Consider the following 24240-nt stretch of genomic DNA (forward strand, 5'->3'; position numbering starts at 1 on the left):
TTTCATAAGGGAGAAAAAACAAGGGATTTACAATTGCTCAGAATCTCTGCAATTGCATCTAGATGTATTGTAATATAAAATAGTTGAACAGGAGTTTAATTTATTATGGAGGTGCTATGTCTAGTATGAATACGAATGAAAGAATCGTACCCCTCCTACCATTAAGAGGCGTTCTCGTATATCCAACGATGGTTCTGCATCTTGATGTAGGACGTGATAAATCGATACAGGCACTAGAGCAGGCGGCAATGGATGAAAATATCATCTTTTTAGCGATGCAAAAAGAAATGAATATCGATGATCCGAAAGAAGATGACATATATAGTGTAGGTACAGTGGCGAAAGTAAAGCAAATGTTAAAATTGCCGAACGGTACGCTTCGTGTCCTTGTAGAAGGTTTACATAGAGCAGAAGTAGTAGAGTTTATCGAAGAAGAAAATGTAGTACAAGTTTCTATTAAAACGGTAACTGAAGAAGTGGAAGATGATTTAGAAGAGAAAGCTCTTATGCGTACGTTACTGGAGCATTTCGAACAATATATTAAAGTTTCGAAAAAAGTATCAAATGAAACATTTGCAACGGTAGCTGATGTAGAAGAACCAGGAAGACTAGCTGATTTAATTGCTTCTCACTTGCCAATTAAAACGAAACAGAAACAAGAAATTTTAGAGATTGTATCTGTGAAAGAACGATTACATACACTTATTTCAATTATTCAAGATGAACAAGAGTTACTTAGTTTAGAAAAGAAAATTGGACAAAAAGTGAAACGTTCAATGGAACGCACGCAAAAAGAATATTTCTTACGTGAGCAAATGAAGGCGATTCAAACTGAACTTGGCGATAAAGAAGGTAAGGGCGGGGAAGTTGAAGAACTTCGTGAGAAAATTGAACAGTCAGGAATGCCTGAAGAAACAACGAAGGCTGCACTGAAAGAATTAGATCGTTATGAAAAGCTACCAGCAAGTTCTGCGGAGAGCGGTGTTATTCGCAATTATATTGATTGGTTATTAGCACTTCCGTGGACAGAAGCGACAGAGGATATGATTGATCTTGTTCATTCTGAAGAGATTTTAAACAAAGATCATTACGGTCTTGAAAAAGTAAAAGAGCGAGTGCTTGAATATTTAGCTGTACAAAAATTGACGAACTCATTAAAAGGACCTATCCTTTGTTTAGTAGGCCCTCCAGGGGTCGGGAAAACTTCGTTAGCTCGTTCAATTGCGACATCATTAAATCGTAATTTTGTCCGTGTATCCCTTGGTGGTGTGCGTGATGAATCTGAAATTCGTGGTCACCGTCGTACATACGTTGGAGCAATGCCGGGACGCATTATTCAAGGTATGAAAAAGGCGAAAACAGTTAATCCAGTCTTCTTATTAGATGAGATTGATAAAATGTCTAACGATTTCCGTGGTGATCCATCAGCAGCATTACTTGAAGTGTTAGATCCAGAACAAAATCATAACTTCAGTGATCATTACATTGAAGAACCATATGATCTATCGAAAGTTATGTTTGTAGCAACCGCTAATACACTTTCGAGTATTCCGGGTCCATTACTTGACCGTATGGAAATTATTTCGATTGCTGGGTATACAGAACTGGAAAAGGTGCATATTGCTCGAGAGCATTTATTGCCGAAACAATTAAAAGAGCATGGCTTGCGAAAAGGTAATTTACAAGTACGTGATGAAGCGCTTCTTGAAATTATTCGTTATTATACACGTGAGGCTGGTGTTCGTACGCTAGAGCGCCAAATTGCAAAAGTTTGTCGTAAAGCAGCGAAAATTATCGTTACAGCGGAACGTAAACGTATTGTTGTGACAGAGAAAAATATTGTAGATTTACTTGGTAAACACATATTCCGTTATGGGCAAGCAGAGAAAACAGACCAAGTCGGAATGGCAACCGGGTTAGCGTATACAGCAGCGGGCGGCGATACACTTGCAATTGAAGTGTCTGTAGCGCCAGGTAAAGGGAAATTAATTTTAACAGGGAAACTTGGGGATGTTATGAAAGAATCAGCACAAGCTGCGTTTAGCTATATTCGTTCTCGTGCCGAAGAGCTTCATATCGATCCAAATTTCCATGAGAAAAATGATATTCATATTCACGTTCCAGAAGGAGCAGTTCCAAAAGATGGACCGTCAGCAGGTATTACGATGGCAACGGCACTTATTTCTGCACTAACAGGTATTCCTGTAAGTAAAGAAGTTGGTATGACAGGTGAAATTACACTTCGTGGCCGTGTATTACCAATTGGTGGATTGAAAGAAAAAACATTAAGTGCTCATCGCGCAGGCTTAACAAAAATTATTTTGCCAGCAGAGAACGAGAAAGATTTAGATGATATTCCAGAAAGCGTAAAAGAAAATCTTACGTTTGTGCTTGCATCTCATTTAGACGAAGTATTGGAGCACGCATTAGTAGGAGTGAAACAATGAAAGTAACAAAAGCAGATATTGTAATTAGTGCTGTTAAACCAGAACAATATCCAGACAGTGATTTACCAGAAATTGCATTAGCAGGTCGTTCAAATGTCGGGAAGTCTTCCTTTATTAATAAAATTTTAAATCGTAAAAAGTTAGTACGTATTTCTTCTAAACCAGGAAAAACGCAAACGCTGAACTTTTTCTTAATCAATGAAATGATGCATTTTGTTGACGTTCCAGGTTATGGATATGCGAAAGTATCTAAAACGGAACGTGCAGCATGGGGCAAGATGATTGAAACGTACTTTACAACACGTGAGCAATTAGATGCAGCTGTATTAGTAGTAGATTTACGTCACCAACCAACAAACGATGATGTGATGATGTATGATTTCTTAAAGCATTATGAAATTCCAACAATTATTATTGCGACGAAAGCCGATAAAATTCCGAAAGGGAAATGGCAAAAGCATTTAAAAGTTGTAAAAGAAACGCTTGCTGTTGAAATTGGCGATGAAATCGTTCTATTCTCTTCTGAAACAGGACTTGGAAAAGAAGAAGCGTGGAAGGCAATTCATAAAATGACAAAAACAAAAAACGCGTGACGAATGTCGCGCGTTTTTTTGTTTGTATAAATTTTTAGCGTACGTTTAATGTTACTTCAATATTCCCTCGTGTTGCTTTAGAGTACGGACATACACCGTGAGCGGCTTCTACAAGTTCTTGTGCTTCGGCATGAGAAACGCCAGCGACATGTACGTCAAGTACAGCAGATAGTCCAAAACCACCATCTGTATCTTTTCCGATAGAAACGTGAGCAGTTACTTCTGTACTTTCCACTTTCACTCGTTTTGTACGAATGACAAGTTGCAATGCACTATCAAAACAAGCGGCATAACCAGCGGCAAATAGTTGCTCAGGGTTTGTTGCTTCCCCGCCAGCACCACCTAATGCTTTCGGCATTTTTACATCAAGATTTAATATGCCATCATCTGAAACTACTTTCCCGTTTCTTCCACCTGTTGCTGTTACTGAAGCAGTATATAATTTATCCATGTTTATTCCCCTTTTCTATCATTTATTGTTTTCATTGTTTCAATTAGTTTATTTAATTGGATTAATAAAGAACGATACTCTTGCTCTGTAATTCCTAAATTTGTAGCCATCGTTTTCGGTAATGAACAAGCCTTTTCTTTTAAATCTTTACCTTGTTCTGTTAATTCAATACAAACTTTTCGCTCATCTTCTTTTGAACGAACACGTTTTACAAGGTTTAATGATTCCATCCGTTTTAACATAGGTGTTAACGTGCCGGAATCTAGAAATAGACGTTCTCCAATTTCTTTTACTGTTAGTCCGTCTTGTTCCCATAGTACGAGTAAAGTAATGTACTGAGGGTACGTAATACCTATTTCGTCTAAATACGGTCGATAAAAACGTGTAACCTCTCTAGAACAGGCGTAAATAGAAAAACAAAGTTGGTTATCTAGATGCAAAGAATCTTCTATCATGAATAACTCCTTTCTTTTTAAATTGTGCACAATTTAATTTTGTAAAACCAATATAACGAAAAATAAATACAATGTCAAATACATTGTATTGAGAAAGTGTGTGCTACATTTTGGAACAATCATACATATTTTCCTTCATGATGAAAGAAGATAGGAAAGATGATGTTATAATTTATATGGAATAGTTTCCATCACTTGATTATGAGGACTTTTTTTGGTAACGTACAAATAGAGTTATTAATTTATAATCATTATAAAGTAGGGAGCTTTTTATTAGTTTTACTGAATCTCCTTTATTACATACGGAGAATATATAAAAAATAATCGGTTGTTCACACGATTGTCAGATTCATAAGAGGAAAGTTGTATTATGATAGTAGATAAAGTGATAAAACGGGTGAAGGGGGACATGCTGCGTGCATATTCTTGTTGTTAGTGTAAATTATCGAACAGCCCCTGTAGAATTTCGTGAGAAACTCACATTTCAGGCAGCAGAGCTAGAACAAGCAATGACTACATTACAAAGTCAAAAGAGCGTGTTAGAAAATGTCATTGTATCAACTTGTAATCGCACTGAGATTTATGCTGTTGTCGATCAATTACACACGGGACGGTATTATATTAAGAAGTTTTTAGCTGATTGGTTTCAGCTTGAAATAGAAGAAGTCGCACCATATTTAACTATTTTTGAACAAGATGGTGCAATAGATCATTTATTCCGCGTAACATGCGGTTTAGATTCTATGGTAGTTGGAGAAACGCAGATTTTAGGTCAAATAAAAGATAGCTTTTTAGAAGCGCAACAAGTAAAAGCGACAGGTACAATTTTTAATGAATTGTTTAAGCAAGTCATTACGTTAGCAAAACGTGCTCACTCAGAAACAACAATTGGTGAGAGTGCAATGTCTGTTAGTTATGCTGCTGTTGAACTTGGAAAGAAAATATTTGGTGAGTTAACAGATTGTCATGTACTTATTCTTGGTGCTGGTAAAATGGGAGAACTTGCATTACAAAATTTATACGGAAGCGGTGCTCGTAAAGTAACGGTTATGAATAGAACGCTTTCAAAAGCGGAAGTAATGGCTGAGAAATATATGGGACATGCAAAGTCTTTAAGTGAATTACAATGTGCATTATTAGAAGCGGACATTTTAATTAGTTCCACTGGTGCATCAGAGTATGTCATTACGAAAGAGATGATGACAAAGGTAGAGAAAATGCGCTCTGGTCGTCCTTTATTTATGGTTGATATTGCAGTGCCACGTGATATTGATCCAGCAATTGATGAGTTAGAAGGTTCTTTCTTATATGACATTGATGATCTGCAAGGAGTAGTGGAAGCAAATCGTGCTGAGCGTTTGAAAGAAGCAGAGAAAATTCAATTTATGATTGAAGAGGAAATTGTTCTATTTAAAACGTGGTTAAGTACACTTGGTGTTGTTCCGTTAATAGCAGCTCTTCGTGATAAGGCACTTGTAATTCAAAGCGAAACGATGGAAAGTCTTGAACGAAAAATACCAAATCTTAGTGATCGTGAGAAAAAAGTAATTAGTAAGCATACGAAAAGTATTATTAACCAATTATTAAAAGACCCAATTTTAGTAGCAAAAGAAATAGCTGCTGAAGAGGGGGCGGGCGAAAAATTAGCGTTATTTGCAAAGATTTTTGATTTAGAAACGGAAGAAGTAGAGAGTCGTGCGGAAGAAGTAGAACATAAAAGAGTGTGGACACCATCCGTTCCATCTTTATAATTTGGAAGGATGATCGGATGAGTTTTTTAAATAACAGTATTATTTATCATATTGCAATTATTTTATATGCTTGTAGCATTAGTTTATATTTTATAGATTATTTCCAAAGTAACCGAAAGGCGAACCGATTTGCTTTTTGGTTACTTTCGATTGTATGGGTATTGCAGTCTATTTTTATGTTGCTTAGGGCGACAGATTCAGAAACGAATCCCATTTTAACTTTATTATCAGGGATTTATTTTTATGTTTGGTTATTGATTACGATGTCGTTAGTCATAAATCGATTTATGCGCGTTGACTTTTTAGTCTTCTTTACAAATGTTGTAGCATTTGGCGTAAGCGCTTTTTCTATTTTTACACCGCTCGGAAAGATGTCGCCAGTACTTGCAGAGCAATTAGTTTCAGAACTTGTATACGTGCATGTTGGAATGGCGATTATTTCTTATGCAACGTTTACGGTATCGTTTATTTTTTCTATTATGTATTTACTGCAATATCGCCTATTAAAAAAGAAAAAGTGGAATGCGAGATTAAGAAGGTTAGGGAATTTGCCGAAGCTTGAATCTACGTCTTACGGGTTAAATTTATTTTCTGTTCCCTTTTTCTTACTAGCAATTTTATTAGGATGCATATGGGGATATACAAAATTGGACAATTTTCATTGGTATGATACGAAAGTAATCGGTTCGTTTGTCGTTCTATTTGTATATTGTACGGGCTTGTATTTACGAGCGGCAGATGTGTTGCAAGGGAAGAAAATTGTAATGTGGAATGTAGGGGCCTTTCTCGTAATGCTAGTTAACATTTTTCTATTAAGTAGTTTATCTAATTTCCACTTTTGGTATTTATAATGAGGAGAGAGAATTATGCGCAAAATTATTGTAGGTTCACGAAAGAGTAAGCTAGCATTGACGCAAACAAACTGGTTTATTGATCAGTTAAAAGCACTTGGTTTACCATATGAATTTGAAGTGAAAGAAATTGTCACTAAAGGTGATGTGATTTTAGATGTTACTCTTTCAAAAGTAGGCGGAAAAGGTTTGTTCGTTAAAGAAATTGAACATGCGTTACTTACGAAAGAAATCGATATGGCTGTACATAGTATGAAAGATATGCCAGCCGTACTTCCAGAAGGATTAATGATTGGCTGTACACCAAAGCGTGTTGACCCTCGTGATGCTTTTATTTCTAAAAGCGGAGAATCATTTAAAGATTTAGCAGAAGGTGCGATTTTAGGAACGAGTAGTTTAAGACGTAGTGCACAGTTATTAGCTGCGAGACCAGATTTACAAGTGAAATGGATTCGCGGAAATATCGATACACGTTTACGTAAATTAAAAGAAGAAGATTATGATGCAATTATTTTAGCTACAGCTGGATTACAAAGAATGGGCTGGGATGATGAAGTGATTACAGAACATTTAGATGAAACGTTATGTGTACCAGCTGTAGGACAAGGTGCATTAGCGATTGAATGTCGTGAGGACGATAACGATTTATTACAGTTGTTATCGCATATGAATGATGCTGTAACAGAGAGAACAGTGGCAGCGGAGCGAGTATTTCTTCATAAACTTGAAGGTGGATGCCAAGTTCCGATCGCTGGATATGCAACTCTTACAAAGGATGATGCAATCGAATTAACAGCTCTTGTCGGTTCTATGGACGGCTCTGTTTTATTAAAAGAGACAGTGGTAGGCGTTGAACCAAAGGAAGTAGGGCTAGAGGCTGCGGACCGTTTAATTAAACAAGGCGCAAAAGAACTCATTCTTGCTGCAAATAAGGGACAACAATAAATATGAATGCTCTTGCTGGCAAAACAGTATTGATTACACGTGCCCAGCATCAAGCGAAACAAATGAGTGTAGCAGTGAAAGAACGGAGCGGAATTCCATTGGAAATTCCGCTTTTGCGTATGGAAGGCACATCTCATAGGCGAATTCACCATACAGCAAGGCAGCTACATTCGTATGACTGGGTTATTTTTACGAGTAAAAATGGTGTAACTTTTTTTCTAGATGGTTTAGAAAAGAAACTACCATTAACTATTAAAATCGCTGCGGTAGGCGTGAAAACAAAATTAGAGTTAGAAAAAAGGGGTTATCAAGTTCATTTTGTTCCAACCTCATTTGTTGCAGAAGTGTTTGCAGAAGAGTTTCTAAAAGAATTAAGTGGAAACGAGCGTATTTTATTTCCGAAAGGGAATTTAGCGAGAGATGTAATTCCAGTTAAACTTCGGGGAATTGGTGTTTCTCTAGATGAGCTAATCGTATACGGTACGAAAGTAAATGTAGAGAAAAAACAAGAACTTATAACAGCATTGAAAGTAAGGAAAGTAAATATTATTACATTTACGAGTCCTTCAACTGTTGATAGTTTTGTTCGTTTACTGGAGGGCACAAACTGGAGAGAATGGACAAAAAAATGTACAATTGCTTGTATAGGGCCTATTACGGAAAAAGAAGCGAACCTTTATTTTCCGCATGTTATTGTGCCGAAAGAGTACACTGTAGAAGCATTACTACAATGCATTTGTGAATCTATAAAGTGAAATTTTAATTAGTGGGAGGTTCATTTCGCACTAATTATTAGCCCTCACCAATTGGGTGTTTATGGGCAGTTGATTTCCCATCTAACTTCTTTGCTCTAGCCGAATTTTGAGATGGAAGTCTTACTGCCCGTTAACGCGGGACAAAATAAAAGAATGGGGATAGAAATTTATGAACTCTTTACAATTTAATCGTCATCGTCGCTTAAGACAAAGCGGGGGCATGCGTGCGCTTGTGCGTGAAACGTTTTTACATACGGAAGATTTTATTTACCCTATTTTTGTATTAGAAGGAGAGAATGTTCGTAATGAAGTTCCTTCTATGCCGGGCGTATATCAAATCTCTTTAGATTTATTGCAAGCTGAAATGCAAGAGGTTGTTGATTTAGGTATTCGTTCTGTTATTGTATTTGGTTTACCTGCTGAAAAGGATGAAGTTGGATCATCAGCATATTGTGATCATGGAATTGTACAGCGTGCCATTAAGCAAATTAAAGGTGAGTTCCCTGAGTTAGTAGTAGTTGCAGATACATGTTTATGTCAATTCACAAGCCATGGTCATTGCGGTGTAATTGAAGATGGTATTATTTTGAATGACGAGTCTCTTGCAGTACTTGCGAAAATAGCTGTAAGCCAAGCGAAAGCAGGAGCGGACATTATTGCACCATCAAACATGATGGACGGATTCGTAACAGCAATTCGCCATGCGTTAGATGAGAATGGTTTTGGACACGTACCGGTTATGTCGTACGCTGTGAAATATTCATCAGCATTTTATGGACCGTTCCGTGATGCTGCACACGGCGCGCCGCAATTTGGTGACCGTAAAACATATCAAATGGACCCAGCGAACCGTATGGAGGCATTCCGTGAAGCAGAATCAGATGTAATGGAAGGTGCTGATTTCTTAATTGTAAAGCCAGCTCTTTCTTACTTAGATATCATTCGTGATGTGAAAAATAACTTTAATTTACCAATCGTTGCTTACAACGTAAGTGGTGAATATTCAATGATTAAAGCGGCAGCGCAAAATGGTTGGATTAATGAAAAAGAAGTTGTGCTTGAAAAATTAATTAGCATGAAACGTGCAGGAGCAGACTTAATTATTACGTATCATGCAAAAGATGCAGCAAAATGGTTACAAGAAGGAGGCGCTAAATAATGAAAAAGTTTGATAAATCGATTGCGGCGTTTGAAGAGGCACAAGACTTAATGCCTGGTGGCGTAAATAGCCCTGTTCGTGCCTTTAAATCTGTTGGTATGAATCCATTGTTTATGGAGCGTGGAAAAGGCTCTAAAGTATATGATATTGATGGGAATGAATACATCGATTACGTATTATCATGGGGTCCTTTAATTCATGGTCATGCAAATGATCGTGTTGTTGAAGCGTTAAAATCTGTTGCTGAAAGAGGTACAAGCTTCGGTGCGCCGACAGAAATCGAAAATAAATTAGCGAAACTTGTTATTGAGCGTGTACCATCGATTGAAATTGTCCGCATGGTTAACTCTGGAACAGAAGCGACAATGAGTGCACTACGTTTAGCTCGTGGTTATACAGGCCGTAACAAAATTTTAAAATTTATTGGTTGTTACCACGGTCATGGTGATTCGTTATTAATTAAAGCTGGTTCTGGTGTGGCGACTCTAGGTTTACCAGATAGTCCTGGCGTACCAGAAGGTGTAGCGAAAAATACGATTACAGTAGCTTATAATGATTTAGAAAGTGTGAAGTACGCTTTTGAACAATTCGGTGATGATATTGCTTGTGTAATTGTAGAACCAGTAGCAGGGAATATGGGGGTTGTTCCTCCGCAACCAGGATTTTTAGAAGGGCTTCGTGAAGTAACAGAACAAAACGGTGCACTGCTTATTTTTGATGAAGTAATGACAGGATTCCGTGTTGCTTATAACTGTGGACAAGGTTACTACGGTGTAACACCTGATTTAACTTGTTTAGGTAAAGTAATTGGTGGTGGCTTACCAGTAGGGGCGTACGGTGGTAAAGCAGAAATTATGCGTCAAGTTGCGCCGAGCGGACCGATTTATCAAGCTGGTACTTTATCAGGTAACCCACTTGCAATGGCAGCAGGTTATGAAACGTTAGTACAATTAACGCCAGAATCATATGTAGAGTTTGAGCGTAAAGCAGAAATGTTAGAAGCGGGACTACGTAAAGCGGCTGAAAAACATGGTATTCCTCATCATATTAACCGTGCAGGCTCTATGATTGGTATTTTCTTTACAGATGAGCCGGTTATTAATTACGATACAGCGAAATCTTCAAACTTAGAATTCTTCGCGGCTTACTATCGTGAAATGGTAGAACAAGGTGTATTCTTGCCACCATCTCAATTTGAAGGTTTGTTCTTATCGACAGCACATAGTGATGCAGATATTGAAGCGACGATTGCAGCGGCTGAAATTGCAATGTCAAAGTTACAAGCATAATATATTAGAGAAAATCGCTCTCCATAAGGGGAGCGATTTTTTTTATTCATAAAGTGGGCTTTACATACATAAATCTGTAATGACATATAGTTTGGGAGGGGGAAAAGAAGTGACAACAGATCATTCGTTACGATTTTCATTAAAAGAATCTGTTTGGTTCCAAAAAGGACAGGAAGTCGAAGAACTTTTGTCAATTTCGTTAGATCCAGACGTTGAGATAGAAGAGCTTGATCATGAAGTTATCGTGAGAGGGCAGTTAGATTTAACGGGGGAGTATGTTGCAAGGCAAGATGATTCGGCCTATTCATTAAGAGAACTATCGCCAGCAAAGTCAATTGATTATGTAGAAACAAGGGAAGATGGGGTGAATGAACTTGTTCATTCCTTTCCACTTGAAATATCAATTCCAAGAAATCGAGTGAAAGTAATTGAAGAATTATATGTATCAATTGAGGAATTTGATTATGAATTGAAGGAAAATGGTTGCTTACAATTATTAGCGGATATATCTATTACAGGTTTATGTGATGAGGAAAGAATCGAGGATGAAGAGGAAGAAACGGCGTATGCTGAGTTAGAAGATGATTCAGCTGAAGAGGATGAAAATAGACCCGCGCCGCATGTAGCGGAACCAACCTATAAAGAATCGGATGAATGGGAAGATTACGCATTTGAACCGTTCCAGCTAGAAGAAAGAAAAGAGCAAGAAGAAGCGGAAGAGGAATTGGCAGAACATGAATTTGCGGAGCGTGAAGAGGAGCAAGAAACGACGCTGCAATTTGAATTGTTTGGACGAAAAGATTATCAAAAAGAAAAGGCGAAAAAGCAGGAAGAGCAAGAAGAAGCATACTCACAGCGAGATGAAAATGCGCTTTATTTAACACAATTATTTACGAAAGAACCGGAAGAAGAATTTACGAAGTTAAGAATGTATTTCGTGCAAGAAGGGGATACAATTGAATCTGTTGCAGAACGTTATGACACGTCTGTACAAAACTTATACCGTGTTAATCAAACAGAAGATATATATTTAACTACGGGACAAATTATTTATATTCCCGTTTCAAAAGCAAAGGCGAAATAAGGGGGTGAGTGCTTTCACTCCCCTATTGTCCTAGAGGCTATGTTTTGAATAGAAAGGGTTATTCGTATGGATATTGAATTACGAAATCGCTATGAACCCATTGTAAGGCAATATAGATTGGATACGCAGCATATGGAAGAGCACGGAAGTGTAACGAAAATTTACACGAATCAAGGTCCATATGCGCTAAAGAAAATAGAAGATAGAAAGTTAGAGCGGAATAACTTTCTACATCATATTCAATATTTGAAGGAGAAAGGTTTTTCAAATTATGTACCTATATACCATGCGACGGATGGGAATTATATTTTAAGTGACGGGACTTATAATTATTATTTAATGCCTTGGTTAGAACGTGCGGAAGGAAACGGCGAGGATAATGATCAATACCATAAAATGTTTCAAACACTTGGAACGTTGCACCAAAAAACGGTGAAAGAAGAAACATATACAGAAGAGGATTTAGAAAAACATTACACAAGTATATCCGATCGTTGGGAAAATGATGGTGAGATGTTAGAAGAGTTTCTTGTAGAATCTGAAGCGAAGTGGTATATGTCTCCGTTTGAATTACAATATTGTACGTACTATCATCATGTAATGAGGGCGCGTGAATTTGCAACGAAGCAATTAAATGAGTGGAACGATGCGATGAAAGAAAAAGATAAAACACGCATTACTTTTGTGCATGGTAACGTGTCACTTAATCATTTTTTATTTGACTATGAACGGAATGGCTATTTTATTAGTTTAGAAAAATCGAAGTTTGCAACGCCTGTGCAAGATATTGTAGGGTTTTATTCGCGGTCTTTAAACACATATCCAATTGCGCGAAGTGATCGTTTTGAATGGTATCAAATGTACCAAAAAAACTTCCCGTTTACGAAAGAAGAGCAACTGCTTATGTATGCTTACATGACTTATCCATCGCAATTTATTCGGCAAATTGAGTCTTATAAAAAAAGAAGGCAGAGTCGCAATAAGGAAAATGAGATTCGCGGAGTAAAGAGCTTGCAACAATCACATTGGCTCGTTAGCAATGTAGAATATTTCCTGTCACAATTACAAGCTGCCCAGCAAGGGAACGGATAAAGTGAAACTTTAATCAGTGGCGGGGGTATTACCGCCCGTAAATAGAGGGGTAAAGAAGATAAGTGGAGGATGCTACTTATCTTTTTTATATTCGCCCGGAAAGTGATAGTCTTAAATTTATCTTGACGAATAAGGTTTCGTTTTTTACACTATTGTATATAATAATTAACAATCATATAAATGCCTTGAAGGGGAAGAGTATAACATGAAACGTCTTCAGAGAGGAGAATCATTAGCTGGGAGATTCTCTAGATAGTTATGTTAGAAGGTAGCCCTGGAGCATCTTTTCTGAACGGAATAGTTCTCATTAGGAAAAGACGGATTTGTCCGTTATCAAATTAAGAGTATAAGCAAATTCTGAATTTGTTTGTAAATAAAGGTGGTACCGCGATGTCCCTCGTCCTTTTTTGGATGAGGGGCATTTTTTATTTTAAGGAGGGAAAATAATGTCAAACACGGAAAAGAATTTACCAACTAAATATGATCATATGTCCGTTGAAGAAGGCCTTTATCAATGGTGGCTTGAAGGCAAATATTTCGAAGCAACAGGAGACGAGAAGAAACAACCGTATACAATTGTAATTCCACCTCCGAACGTAACTGGTAAGTTACACTTAGGTCATGCTTGGGATACAACTCTTCAAGATATTTTAACTCGTACGAAGCGTATGCAAGGATACGATGTATTATGGCTTCCAGGAATGGACCATGCGGGTATCGCAACACAAGCGAAAGTAGAAGGAAAACTTCGTGAAGAAGGTATTTCACGTTACGATCTTGGCCGTGAGAAATTCCTTGAAAAAGCTTGGGAGTGGAAAGAAGAGTACGCTTCTCACATTCGTCAACAATGGGGGAAAGTTGGTTTAGGACTAGATTATTCTCGTGAACGTTTCACATTAGACGAAGGTTTATCTGATGCAGTTAATAAAGTATTCGTTCAATTATACGAAAAAGGCTTAATTTACCGCGGTGAATATATTATTAACTGGGACCCAGCAACACGTACAGCTCTTTCTGATATCGAAGTAATTCATAAAGAGGTTCAAGGTGCATTCTACCATATGAACTATCCGTTAACAGATGGTTCTGGTCACATTCGTCTTGCAACTACTCGTCCAGAAACGATGCTTGGTGATACAGCTGTAGCAGTTCATCCAGAAGACGATCGTTACAAACATTTAATCGGAAAAACAGTTACCCTTCCAATCGTAGGCCGTGAGATTCCGATTATTGCCGATGAGTACGTAGAAAAAGACTTTGGAACAGGCGTTGTAAAAATTACACCAGCTCATGACCCGAATGACTTTGAAGTAGGTAACCGTCATGACTTACCACGCATCTTAGTAATGAACGAAGATGGAACGATGAACGAAAAAGCTGGTAAGTATAACGGTATGGACCGTTTCGAATGCCGTAAAGCGTTAGTGAAAGACTTACAAGAAGCGGACGTATTAGTAGAGATTGAGCCTCATATGCATTCAGTAGGTCATAGTGAGCGTAGCGGTGCAGTTGTTGAGCCTTATTTATCAACACAATGGTTCGTAAAAATGGCTCCACTTGCAGAAAAAGCAGTAGCACTTCAACAAAAAGAAGAAGAAAAAGTAACGTTCGTACCAGAGCGTTTTGAAAACACATACTTACGCTGGATGGAAAACATTCATGACTGGTGTATTTCTCGTCAATTATGGTGGGGACACCGCATTCCAGCTTGGTATCATAAAGAAACTGGTGAAGTATACGTAGGTACTGAAGCGCCAGCGGATATTGAAAACTGGAATCAAGATAACGACGTACTTGATACATGGTTTAGCTCAGCGTTATGGCCGTTCTCAACACTTGGTTGGCCAAATGAAGAGGCAATAGACTTTAAAAAGTTCTATTCAACAGATGCTTTAGTAACTGGTTATGACATCATCTTCTTCTGGGTATCTCGTATGATTTTCCAAGGTTTAGAGTTTACAGGAGAGCGTCCATTTAAAGATGTATTAATTCACGGTTTAGTTCGTGATGAACAGGGACGTAAAATGAGTAAATCTCTTGGTAACGGTATCGACCCGATGGATGTTATCGAGAAGTACGGTGCAGATGCAATGCGTTACTTCTTATCAACAGGAAGTGCACCAGGCCAAGATTTACGTTTCAGCATGGAAAAAGTAGAATCTACTTGGAACTTCATTAATAAAATTTGGAACGCATCACGTTTCGTATTAATGAACATGGATGATATGAAGTATGAAGAAATCGATTTAACTGGTGAAAAATCAGTTGCAGATAAGTGGATTTTAACTCGCTTAAACGAAACGATCGAAAGTGTAACACGTAACATGGATAAATATGAGTTCGGTGAAGCTGGTCGTTCATTATACAACTTCATTTGGGATGATTTCTGTGACTGGTACATTGAGATGGCGAAACTTCCACTATACGGTGAAGATGAAGCAGCTAAGAAAACAACTCGTTCTATTTTAGCTTACGTATTAGACCAAACGATGCGTCTATTACACCCATTCATGCCGTTCGTAACAGAGAAGATTTGGCAACATTTACCGCATGAAGGCGAGTCTATTACAGTAGCGGCTTGGCCAACAGTTCGCGAAGATTTACAAGATAAAGAAGCGGCAGCAGAAATGCACCTTCTAGTTGATATCATTCGCTCTGTTCGTAACATCCGTGCAGAAGTAAATACGCCAATGAGCAAAAAAGTTCAAATGCAAATTAAAGCAAAAGATGAGGCTATCCTTGCTCAACTTACGAAAAACAGCTCTTACATTGAGCGTTTCTGTAACCCAAGTGAATTAACAATTCAAACGAATTTACAAGCGCCAGAAAAAGCGATGACTGCAATCGTATCAGGTGCAGAGTTATTCTTACCGTTAGCTGATCTTATCAACCTTGACGAAGAGAGAGCACGTCTTGAAAAAGAACTTGAGAAGTTCGATAAAGAGGTAGAACGTGTACAGAAGAAACTTTCAAACCAAGGCTTCGTAGCGAAAGCTCCTGCGGCAGTTATTGACGGAGAGCGTGCGAAAGAGCAAGATTACCTAGAAAAACGCGAAGCAGTTCGCCAACGTCTAGCAGATCTTGAGAAATAAAGTGTATTTTAGAGACTCACTATATTGGTGAGTCTCTTTTCTTTGCGTATAATAGAATGATGAAGGTTGTCTTTTGAAAGGGGAAAACATACGTGATACATACATACGAAGAAGCGATAGGGTGGATTCATAGTCGATTGAAGTTTGGTATTAAACCAGGATTAGAAAGAATGAGCTGGATGCTAGAAGAACTCGGAAATCCAGAGCGTCATATAAAATGTGTTCATCTTGCTGGTACAAATGGAAAAGGTTCAACTTTAACGTATATGCGCTACATGCTAGAAGGCGCAAAATATAAGGTTGGAACATTTACCTCTCCTTACATTGAAACATTTAATGAGCGTATTAGTGTGAACGGAACGCCAATTGCAGATGAAGAGATTGCGGAACTTGTAAACATGGTAAAGCCAGTCGTTGAAAAACTAGACGAGACGGATTTAGGGGAAGCGACTGAGTTTGAGATTATTACTGTCATGGCAATTTGTTATTTCGGTAAAATCAATTTCTGTGATGTTGTTTTATTTGAAACAGGGCTTGGAGGGCGCTTTGACTCTACGAATGTTATTCATCCTGTTCTCACAATTATTACAAATATCGGTCACGATCATATGCATATTTTAGGGGATACACTAGGAGAAATTGCGTATGAGAAGGCAGGAATTATTAAGTCGGGTGTTCCGGTTATTACAGGCGTGCAAGATGATGAAGCATTGCAAGTCATTCAAAAGGTTGCAAAGGAAAATCATGCAAACTTATATGAACTGGGCAAACATTTTACAGCGTTACATAAACAGTCTAACGAAGATGGGGAACGTTTTGATTTTGCTTGTCCTTTCGCATCTTTTGAAGATGTTCGAATATCAATGAAAGGTGTTCACCAAGTAGGAAATGCCTCACTAGCACTTATGGCAATTATGTATTTAAAAACATATGTATCATTTTTAATTGAGGAAGAGGAAATAAGGGCTGGATTACATGAAGCGTATTGGATTGGCCGATTTGAAAAGCTGAAAAGTAATCCTGATATTATAATAGATGGTGCTCATAATCCAGAAGGTATTGAGAGTCTTGTGAAAACAGTAGAGGCACATTATAAAGATAAAAATATAATAGTTTTATTTACTGCGCTTGGTGATAAACAGTTGCATAACATGGTAGGTCAATTAGAAACAATTGCCGATGAAATTATTTTTACAACATTCGCCTTTGATCGTGCCATTTCTGCTGACAAACTTGCAGCGCATTCGCAAAAAGAATCAAAAATAGTCTTTGAAGATTGGAAAGAAGCAATTGATACAAAGGTTGAAATGATAGGGGGAAATGATGTCTTTATCATAACGGGTTCTCTATATTTCATTTCTGAAGTTAGAAAATATATTCGCGAGAAAAACTAGATAGCCTTTGCTATCTAGTTTTTTTGTTCTACAAATGAAGTCAAATGCATACATATAAGATAATTATATAGGGTTATTTGGCGAATTCCTCTGACAAATATCTCGTTTTTTTGTGGAATGAATATGATATGATGCGGACAACGACAAGAGGTGAGGTGTGAGTGTATGGACAAGCAATCACGAACGATCTCAGTGAAGGTAAATGGAACAGAAGCGAAGTATGAAGAGAAGAAGAAAGATGAGTTTGAATGGATGGTAGTGGAAAGTGAAAGACCGAAAAACGTTGTTCCGTTTCAAAAAAAGAAATCAGCGCCCATGGAAAAATACAGAAAGAAGTGGAGTAATACATTAATTGTAATTGTTGCAACTGCAATTATAATTGGTACGGCGTTTGGAATGGGAATGCTGCAGTTACTTACAGGACAAGGGACAACAGGGGAAAGTACGGTAACGGCTTCGAAGCAGACTGGAAATGAAGAATCAAAGGTGGATGGAACGGCAGAACAAACACCAGTATCAAAAGAGGAAAAACAAAAAGCCCAGACAGGAACGTCATTAGAGCCAATGAAATTATTTTTTGTTCAAGGTGGGCTTTATTCTTCCAAAGAAACGGGACAGGCCGCTCTTGAAGAATGGAAAGGTAACGGAGGGGTCGCTGCTTTGAAACCGAACGGTGATAAGTATGCACTAATTGTTGGTATTGCTAGCGATGAACAGGCTATAAATCAATTAATGACGCAGTATAAAAATGATGATGTCTCCGTTTTAAAAAAGAACTGGGATATTACGGATAAAGCGTTGCTTAAAGATGATAAAGAAATAGGAGCGTTCTTAACAAAAGTACAGCCATTATATACTCATTTAGCAAAATATGCTTCTAGCGTACAAGCTGGTGGGAAAAGTAATGCAAAAGATATAGAAGTAATTGAGAAAGAATGGAAAGCAATTGAAAAAGTAGGGGAAAGTATGAAGCAGGAGGAGGTAAAAAAGCTGTATATGTATACGTCAATAGCTGTGCAAACAGTGAAGGACGGAAAGAGCGATAAAGAATCTTTGGCGAAATTAAATCAAGTTGTTATTGATGGTATACTTTCGTATGAAAAAATTGTTTCACAAAAAGTGAAATGATAAGATAATGAAATGACGAAGAAAGAAGTATAGATACTTCTTTCTTTTCTTTTAAATTTAGAGCAAAGTGCTTTCTCTATAGCTGGAATATAATCGTATGCAGTAAAGAAATATTATTTTGTTTAGAGAAAATAATATTTCTTTCATTTGTGGATAAACTATTCCTTTGATACGATTGATGTAAATTGTTCTGCTTCATGTGAGAAAGGAAGGAGAAAATATGAGAAAAATTATTTTAGCTTCAGGATCACCTCGGAGGAAGGAATTGCTGGAGTTAGCTGGCGTACCATTTGAAATCGTTGTAAGTGAAGTAGAAGAAACGATTGGTGCGTATTCATCACCTCCTGATATTGTTATGTCCCTTGCCTTGCAAAAAGCATCTGCGGTAGCAGAAAATAATAGTGATCACATTGTGTTAGGTGCAGACACAATCGTTACATATGAGTCGCGTATTCTTGGAAAGCCTTCTAATGAGGTTGAGGCGAAAGAAATGTTACAATTATTATCAGGAAAAACACACGAAGTATATACAGGTGTGGCAATTATATCGAAAGAAAAAACGGTCACTTTTTATGAGCGTACAGAAGTTACGTTTTGGGAATTAACAGAAGAGGAAATTGACGTATATGTTGCATCGAAAGAACCTCTTGATAAAGCAGGAAGTTATGGTATTCAAGGAAAAGGGTCTATTTTTGTTCAACATATTCAAGGAGATTACTACAGTGTAGTCGGCTTACCAATTGCACGTCTTGTTCGGGAATTAAAACAATTTGATATTGATGTAACCCATGCGTAAAATCGCATGGGGTTTTCTTTGAGAGAACAGGTAAAAGGGGTGGAGAGATGAACGGTATTCGTGATGTTGTCAGAGAAGAACAGCCACGGGAGCGTTTATTATTAGAAGGAACAGGGAGTTTATCAAATCGGGAGCTTCTTGCAGTGTTACTCAGAACAGGTTCTAAAGAAGAGACAGTTTTAAAGTTGTCAGATAAAATTTTACATCACTTTGATGGTTTACGTATGTTGAAAGATGCAACGTTAGAAGAATTAATTAGTATTCATGGTGTTGGGATTGCAAAGGCATCTCAGCTTATGGCTGCTTTTGAACTAGGTAGAAGAATGGTACGTTTAGAGTATCAAAATCGATATAGCATTCGAAGCCCAGAAGATTGTGCGAAATACATGATGGAAGAACTGCGCTTTTTACAACAAGAGCATTTTGTTTGTTTATATTTAAATACAAAAAATCAAGTTATACATAGGCAAACGATATTCATTGGAAGTCTAAACACGTCAATTGTACACCCAAGAGAAGTCTTTAAAGAAGCGTTCCGCCGTGCAGCAGCCTCTATCATATGTCTTCATAACCATCCCTCAGGAGATCCTACGCCGAGCCGAGAAGATATTGAAGTAACAAAACGTTTAGTAGAATGCGGCCAGATTATCGGAATTGAAGTGCTTGATCATATTATAATAGGTGACCATAAATTCGTGAGTTTAAAGGAAAAAGGTCATATTTAAGACTATGCTTTTTACTTATTTTGTTTTATAATGTGATTTATGAGTTTTTTGTAGAAAATTATCTGCAAAAAGGATATAGATATAAAAAACGTACTGTTTTTATAATATAAAATAAGAAAAAAATGAGTCCGTGAAAACAAGAAAGGAAGATAAAAAATATGTTTGGATTTGGTGGCTTTACTCGCGATCTTGGAATAGATTTAGGAACTGCGAACACGCTTGTATATGTAAAAGGAAAAGGTGTAGTTTTACGTGAACCTTCAGTAGTAGCATTACAAACTGATACGAAACAAATCGTTGCTGTAGGTAGCGATGCAAAACAAATGATTGGTCGTACACCAGGAAACGTAGTAGCACTTCGTCCGATGAAAGATGGTGTAATTGCTGATTACGAAACAACAGCAACAATGATGAAATATTACATTCAACAAGCTCAAAAATCAAACGGCTTCTTCTCACGTAAACCGTATGTAATGGTATGTGTACCGTCTGGTATTACAGCTGTTGAAAGACGTGCAGTAATTGATGCGACTCGTCAAGCGGGTGCTCGTGATGCATATCCAATCGAAGAACCATTTGCAGCAGCAATTGGTGCGAACTTACCTGTTTGGGAACCAACTGGTAGTATGGTTGTTGATATCGGTGGTGGTACAACAGAAGTTGCAATCATCTCATTAGGTGGTATCGTAACAAGTCAATCAGTTCGTGTTGCTGGTGATGATATGGATGATTCAATCATTCAGTACATTAAGAAAAGCTATAACTTAATGATTGGTGAAAGAACAGCAGAGGCATTAAAATTAGAAATCGGTTCTGCAGGCGAGCCAGAAGGTATCGAGCCTATGGAAATTCGTGGTCGTGATTTAGTAAGTGGTTTACCAAAAACAGTACTAATTCAACCAGAAGAAATTGCGGATGCATTAAAGGATACAGTAGATGCAATTGTAGAATCAGTTAAAAATACGTTGGAAAAAACTCCACCTGAATTAGCGGCAGATATTATGGACCGCGGTATTGTATTAACAGGCGGTGGTGCATTACTACGTAACTTAGATAAAGTGATTAGTGAAGAAACAAATATGCCAGTTCTTGTTGCAGAAGATCCATTAGATTGCGTAGCAATTGGAACAGGAAAAGCATTAGATAATATCGATCTTTTCAAAACGGCTGCTCGATAATATTGCAAAATAAAAATCAATGGAATTAAGAGGGTGTGAACGTGCCACAGTTTTTCTTAAACAAAAGATTAATTGTTTTGTTAGTTAGTATTATTCTTCTCGTGGCATTGATTGGAATCTCATTGAAAGAACGGAACAGTTTAACATGGCCAGAGCAGTTTGTTAAAGACACTGTCGGTGTTGTAGAACGTGTATTCCAAAAGCCAGCGAAATATGTAGCTGGATTCTTTGAAAATGTAGAGGATGTAAAGCGCACGTATGAAGAGAATAAAGAATTAAAAGCAAAAATAGATAACTATGCGAGTTTATCAGTTAAAATGAAGCAATTAGAGGACGACAACAATAAATTAAGACAGCTAACTGAAAAAAAAGAGTTGCCGAGCGATTTTTCTGAAATTCCAGCTACTGTTGTTTCTCGCAATCCAGATAAATGGTACGATTTAATTGGAATTGATAAAGGAGCACAACAAGGGATTAAAAAGGATATGGCTGTTATGACTTCAAAAGGTTTAGTTGGACGCGTGAAAAGTGTATCTCAGTTTACATCATCAGTAGAGTTGTTAAGTTCTATGAGTCGAACAAATCGTGTTTCTGCTGTTGTACATGGAAATGAAAATATCTTCGGATTAATCGAAGGTTATGACAAAGAAAAAAAATTGTTACTTTTCACAAAGATTGGTTCTGATGCACCAGTAGCTAAAGGTCAAATGGTTGTAACGTCTGGACTTGGTGGGGAGATTTTCCCGAAAGGTCTTGAGATTGGGGAAATCGTTGATGTTCAACCAGATGCATACGGCTTAACAAAAACAGCTTATGTAAAACCTGCCGCTGATTTAAATGACGTAGAGCATATTATAGTAGCTAAACGTGATATGAAATCAGCGCCATTAGAATAGGAGGAGGAGAAGAGATGATGAAGATTTTAAAAAGAGCAGCTCTTCCTCTTTTGCTCCTTTTTGTTTTTCTATTTGAAAATATGTTTGCTACTATTGTTCCAACAGAAGTTTTTTGGAAAGACAGTATAGCAGCGCCGCATTTCTTTATCATTGTGTTATGTTTTGTTACTGTGTACTATGGTCCGGTCCAAGGGATTTATTACGGGCTATTATTTGGTTTCTTATTTGATACCGTATACACAGAACTTGTCGGTATATATATATTTGCTTATCCGATTTTAGCTTATTTAGTTTATAGTGTGATGAAGGTACTACAATTGAATTTATTCATTGTTGTGTCTATCGTATTAGCTAGCATTGCAGCATTAGAATATTATGTGTATGGATTTTTAACTTTGTTAGGACGTACTCATATGTCGGCGTATGTCTTTTTCACGGATCGTCTCCTTTCTACTTTATTGCTGAATGGAATTTTCATATTGATAGTTTGTTTCCCACTGAGACGATATTTAGTGCGTCTTTCAAGAGCGATGGAAGAAAAAGAAAAAAGGATTTTCTAATTTTATGTCGAATTGAATCGGTGGGGTGAACTTTAGTGGAAGAAAAAAAGCAACAAAATGTAACGATAAAAGGGACAAAAGACGGGATAACGCTTCATTTAGATGACTGCTGTTCATTCTCTGAATTACTGAAAGAATTGGACGAAAAACTATCTACACATTACTATGATGGCGATGGGCGTTCTTTAATTGAAGTGCATGTGAAAGTGGGAAATCGTTATTTAACAGAAGTCCACCAAGAAGAGCTTCGTACGTTAATTCGTAATAAAAAGAATCTTGTTGTGGATTCAATTGAAAGTGATGTTATAACTAAATCGGAAGCAATAGCATGGAAAGAAGAAACAGAGATTGTCCCTATTTCCAAAATTGTTCGCTCTGGACAGGTTTTACATGTAAAAGGAAATTTATTGTTAATTGGAGATGTTAATCCAGGCGGAACGGTTATCGCTGGGGGGAATATTTTTGTCGTAGGATCATTAAGAGGGATTGCACATGCTGGGTATTATGGGGATTCAGAGGCTGTAATCGCTGCATCTGTTATGAACCCGATGCAACTTCGAATTAGTGATGTGGCAATGCGGGCTCCGGAAGAGAAAGAAGACGGAGCGGAGACGGCAGAATGTGCGTATATTAATGAGGACAATCACATTGTTGTCGATCGCCTGCAACTTCTCACTCATCTTAGACCTAATTTAACAAAGTTAGAAAGGGGAATTGTATAGCTGTGGGAGAGGCAATAGTAATTACATCTGGAAAGGGCGGAGTAGGTAAAACTACAACGTCTGCGAACATTGGTACAGCCCTAGCCTTATCTGGAAAGAAAGTGTGCTTAATTGACACAGATATTGGTCTTCGAAATTTAGACGTAGTAATGGGGCTGGAAAATCGTATTGTATTTGATCTTGTTGATGTCGTTGAAGGGCGTTGTCGTTTACCTCAGGCTCTTATTAAAGATAAACGTTTTGATGATCTTTATTTATTACCTGCAGCACAAACGAGTGATAAATCAGCGGTAACACCTGAACAAATGGATGAATTAATACAAGTATTACGTCAAGATTATGATTACATATTAATTGATTGTCCTGCGGGGATTGAGCAAGGATTTAAAAATGCGGTAGCTGGTGCGGATAAAGCAATCGTTGTTACGACGCCAGAAGTATCCTCAATGCGTGATGCAGATCGTATTATTGGGCTTTTAGAAAAAGAGGATATTGAACCACCGAAACTTGTTATTAACCGTGTGCGTAGTCATATGCTTCATGAACAGGATATGTTAGATGTTGATGAAATCGTACGTACATTATCAATCGAGCTTCTTGGTGTTGTTGAAGACGATGATGAAGTTATTCGTGCTACAAATACAGGTGAACCTGTAGCGTTGCAACCTAGTGGAAAAGCAGCGTTAGCTTATCGTAATATTGCAAGACGCTTGTTGGGTGAGAATGTACCATTACAAGCATTTGAACAAGAAAAGGTATCGGTATTTACAAAGATGAAAAACTTCTTTGGCATCCGTTAAGAGCACTTCGCACATATGCGAAGTGCTTTCTTTTTTTCTTCATACGAATATCTTTCTTTCCTAGCTCATACATATGT

At 37.5% G+C, this 24240-nt stretch carries 22 protein-coding genes and 1 other annotated feature; of the genes, 20 read left to right on the top strand and 2 right to left on the bottom strand.

The features are described 5' to 3' along the window. The first annotated feature begins 116 nt into the window (after positions 1 to 116). Positions 117 to 2447, top strand: a complete 2331-nt coding sequence (lon, locus tag JDS95_RS10750; protein ID WP_000097313.1) for an endopeptidase La — start codon at positions 117 to 119, stop codon at positions 2445 to 2447. Then, positions 2444 to 3040, top strand: coding sequence for a ribosome biogenesis GTP-binding protein YsxC (ysxC, locus tag JDS95_RS10755; RefSeq protein WP_000869123.1), 597 nt, complete (start codon positions 2444 to 2446; stop codon positions 3038 to 3040). The genes lon and ysxC overlap by 4 nt, the downstream gene beginning before the upstream one ends. Positions 3041 to 3074: 34 nt before the next feature. Here the strand turns inward: ysxC and JDS95_RS10760 are convergent, their stop codons facing one another. Beyond that, the gene (locus tag JDS95_RS10760) at positions 3075 to 3491 is read right to left on the bottom strand and encodes an organic hydroperoxide resistance protein (RefSeq protein ID WP_000359777.1); all 417 of its coding nucleotides are present in this window, start codon (positions 3489 to 3491) and stop codon (positions 3075 to 3077) included. Positions 3492 to 3493: 2 nt separating this feature from the next. Then, positions 3494 to 3946, bottom strand: coding sequence for a MarR family winged helix-turn-helix transcriptional regulator (locus tag JDS95_RS10765; RefSeq protein ID WP_000568748.1), 453 nt, complete (start codon positions 3944 to 3946; stop codon positions 3494 to 3496). 416 nt (positions 3947 to 4362) lie between these two features. On the opposite strand from JDS95_RS10765, the gene hemA reads away from it, so the two are divergent. The 18 genes from hemA (at position 4363) to minD (ending at position 24163) form a co-directional block, all read left to right on the top strand. Continuing rightward, positions 4363 to 5697 (top strand): glutamyl-tRNA reductase, encoded by a 1335-nt coding sequence (gene hemA / locus JDS95_RS10770; RefSeq protein ID WP_000547854.1) that lies wholly within the window; start codon positions 4363 to 4365, stop codon positions 5695 to 5697. A gap of 17 nt (positions 5698 to 5714) precedes the next feature. Continuing rightward, entirely contained in the window at positions 5715 to 6548 is an 834-nt protein-coding gene (locus JDS95_RS10775; RefSeq protein ID WP_000009004.1) for a cytochrome c biogenesis protein, read from the top strand. A gap of 15 nt (positions 6549 to 6563) precedes the next feature. Continuing rightward, positions 6564 to 7493: a hydroxymethylbilane synthase gene (gene hemC, locus JDS95_RS10780; protein WP_001226434.1), complete on the top strand. Its 930-nt coding sequence runs from the start codon at positions 6564 to 6566 to the stop codon at positions 7491 to 7493. A 2-nt stretch (positions 7494 to 7495) separates the two neighbouring features. Continuing rightward, entirely contained in the window at positions 7496 to 8248 is a 753-nt protein-coding gene (gene hemD / locus JDS95_RS10785; RefSeq protein WP_000992363.1) for a uroporphyrinogen-III synthase, read from the top strand. Positions 8249 to 8417: 169 nt separating this feature from the next. Continuing rightward, positions 8418 to 9407 carry a porphobilinogen synthase gene (gene hemB, locus JDS95_RS10790; RefSeq protein WP_001087053.1) on the top strand — a complete coding sequence of 330 codons (990 nt, stop codon included), beginning with the start codon at positions 8418 to 8420 and terminating at the stop codon, positions 9405 to 9407. Beyond that, positions 9407 to 10696: a glutamate-1-semialdehyde 2,1-aminomutase gene (gene hemL / locus JDS95_RS10795; protein WP_000712944.1), complete on the top strand. Its 1290-nt coding sequence runs from the start codon at positions 9407 to 9409 to the stop codon at positions 10694 to 10696. Before hemB ends, hemL begins: the two co-directional genes overlap by 1 nt. A 79-nt stretch (positions 10697 to 10775) precedes the next feature. Then, complete coding sequence (spoVID, locus tag JDS95_RS10800; RefSeq protein ID WP_002045157.1) at positions 10776 to 11780, top strand: stage VI sporulation protein D; 1005 nt, start codon at positions 10776 to 10778, stop codon at positions 11778 to 11780. A gap of 66 nt (positions 11781 to 11846) precedes the next feature. Next, positions 11847 to 12872, top strand: coding sequence for a spore coat protein YsxE (gene ysxE, locus JDS95_RS10805; RefSeq protein WP_000350668.1), 1026 nt, complete (start codon positions 11847 to 11849; stop codon positions 12870 to 12872). A 176-nt stretch (positions 12873 to 13048) separates the two neighbouring features. Continuing rightward, positions 13049 to 13280: a binding site (T-box leader), on the top strand. 38 nt (positions 13281 to 13318) lie between these two features. Beyond that, positions 13319 to 15964 (top strand): valine--tRNA ligase, encoded by a 2646-nt coding sequence (locus tag JDS95_RS10810; RefSeq protein ID WP_000072226.1) that lies wholly within the window; start codon positions 13319 to 13321, stop codon positions 15962 to 15964. A 92-nt stretch (positions 15965 to 16056) separates the two neighbouring features. Beyond that, positions 16057 to 17358 (top strand): bifunctional folylpolyglutamate synthase/dihydrofolate synthase, encoded by a 1302-nt coding sequence (locus JDS95_RS10815; protein WP_000582090.1) that lies wholly within the window; start codon positions 16057 to 16059, stop codon positions 17356 to 17358. Between the two features lie 165 nt (positions 17359 to 17523). Further along, entirely contained in the window at positions 17524 to 18486 is a 963-nt protein-coding gene (locus tag JDS95_RS10820; protein WP_000361019.1) for a hypothetical protein, read from the top strand. A 220-nt stretch (positions 18487 to 18706) separates the two neighbouring features. Further along, the gene (locus JDS95_RS10825) at positions 18707 to 19282 is read left to right on the top strand and encodes a Maf family protein (RefSeq protein WP_001226282.1); all 576 of its coding nucleotides are present in this window, start codon (positions 18707 to 18709) and stop codon (positions 19280 to 19282) included. Between the two features lie 47 nt (positions 19283 to 19329). Beyond that, positions 19330 to 20007, top strand: coding sequence for a DNA repair protein RadC (gene radC / locus JDS95_RS10830; RefSeq protein WP_001013401.1), 678 nt, complete (start codon positions 19330 to 19332; stop codon positions 20005 to 20007). A 158-nt stretch (positions 20008 to 20165) separates the two neighbouring features. Next, positions 20166 to 21185, top strand: coding sequence for a cell shape-determining protein MreB (gene mreB / locus JDS95_RS10835; protein ID WP_000466737.1), 1020 nt, complete (start codon positions 20166 to 20168; stop codon positions 21183 to 21185). A gap of 41 nt (positions 21186 to 21226) precedes the next feature. Next, entirely contained in the window at positions 21227 to 22081 is an 855-nt protein-coding gene (gene mreC, locus JDS95_RS10840) for a rod shape-determining protein MreC (protein WP_001135474.1), read from the top strand. A 14-nt stretch (positions 22082 to 22095) separates the two neighbouring features. Next, complete coding sequence (gene mreD, locus JDS95_RS10845) at positions 22096 to 22641, top strand: rod shape-determining protein MreD (protein WP_000975759.1); 546 nt, start codon at positions 22096 to 22098, stop codon at positions 22639 to 22641. A gap of 35 nt (positions 22642 to 22676) precedes the next feature. Beyond that, positions 22677 to 23363, top strand: coding sequence for a septum site-determining protein MinC (minC, locus tag JDS95_RS10850; protein ID WP_000391516.1), 687 nt, complete (start codon positions 22677 to 22679; stop codon positions 23361 to 23363). 2 nt (positions 23364 to 23365) lie between these two features. Beyond that, positions 23366 to 24163 (top strand): septum site-determining protein MinD, encoded by a 798-nt coding sequence (gene minD, locus JDS95_RS10855; RefSeq protein ID WP_000503310.1) that lies wholly within the window; start codon positions 23366 to 23368, stop codon positions 24161 to 24163. Positions 24164 to 24240 lie beyond the last annotated feature (77 nt).

The sequence above is a fragment of the Bacillus cereus group sp. N24 genome (assembly GCF_016483345.1).
Lineage (GTDB): Bacteria > Bacillota > Bacilli > Bacillales > Bacillaceae_G > Bacillus_A > Bacillus_A toyonensis.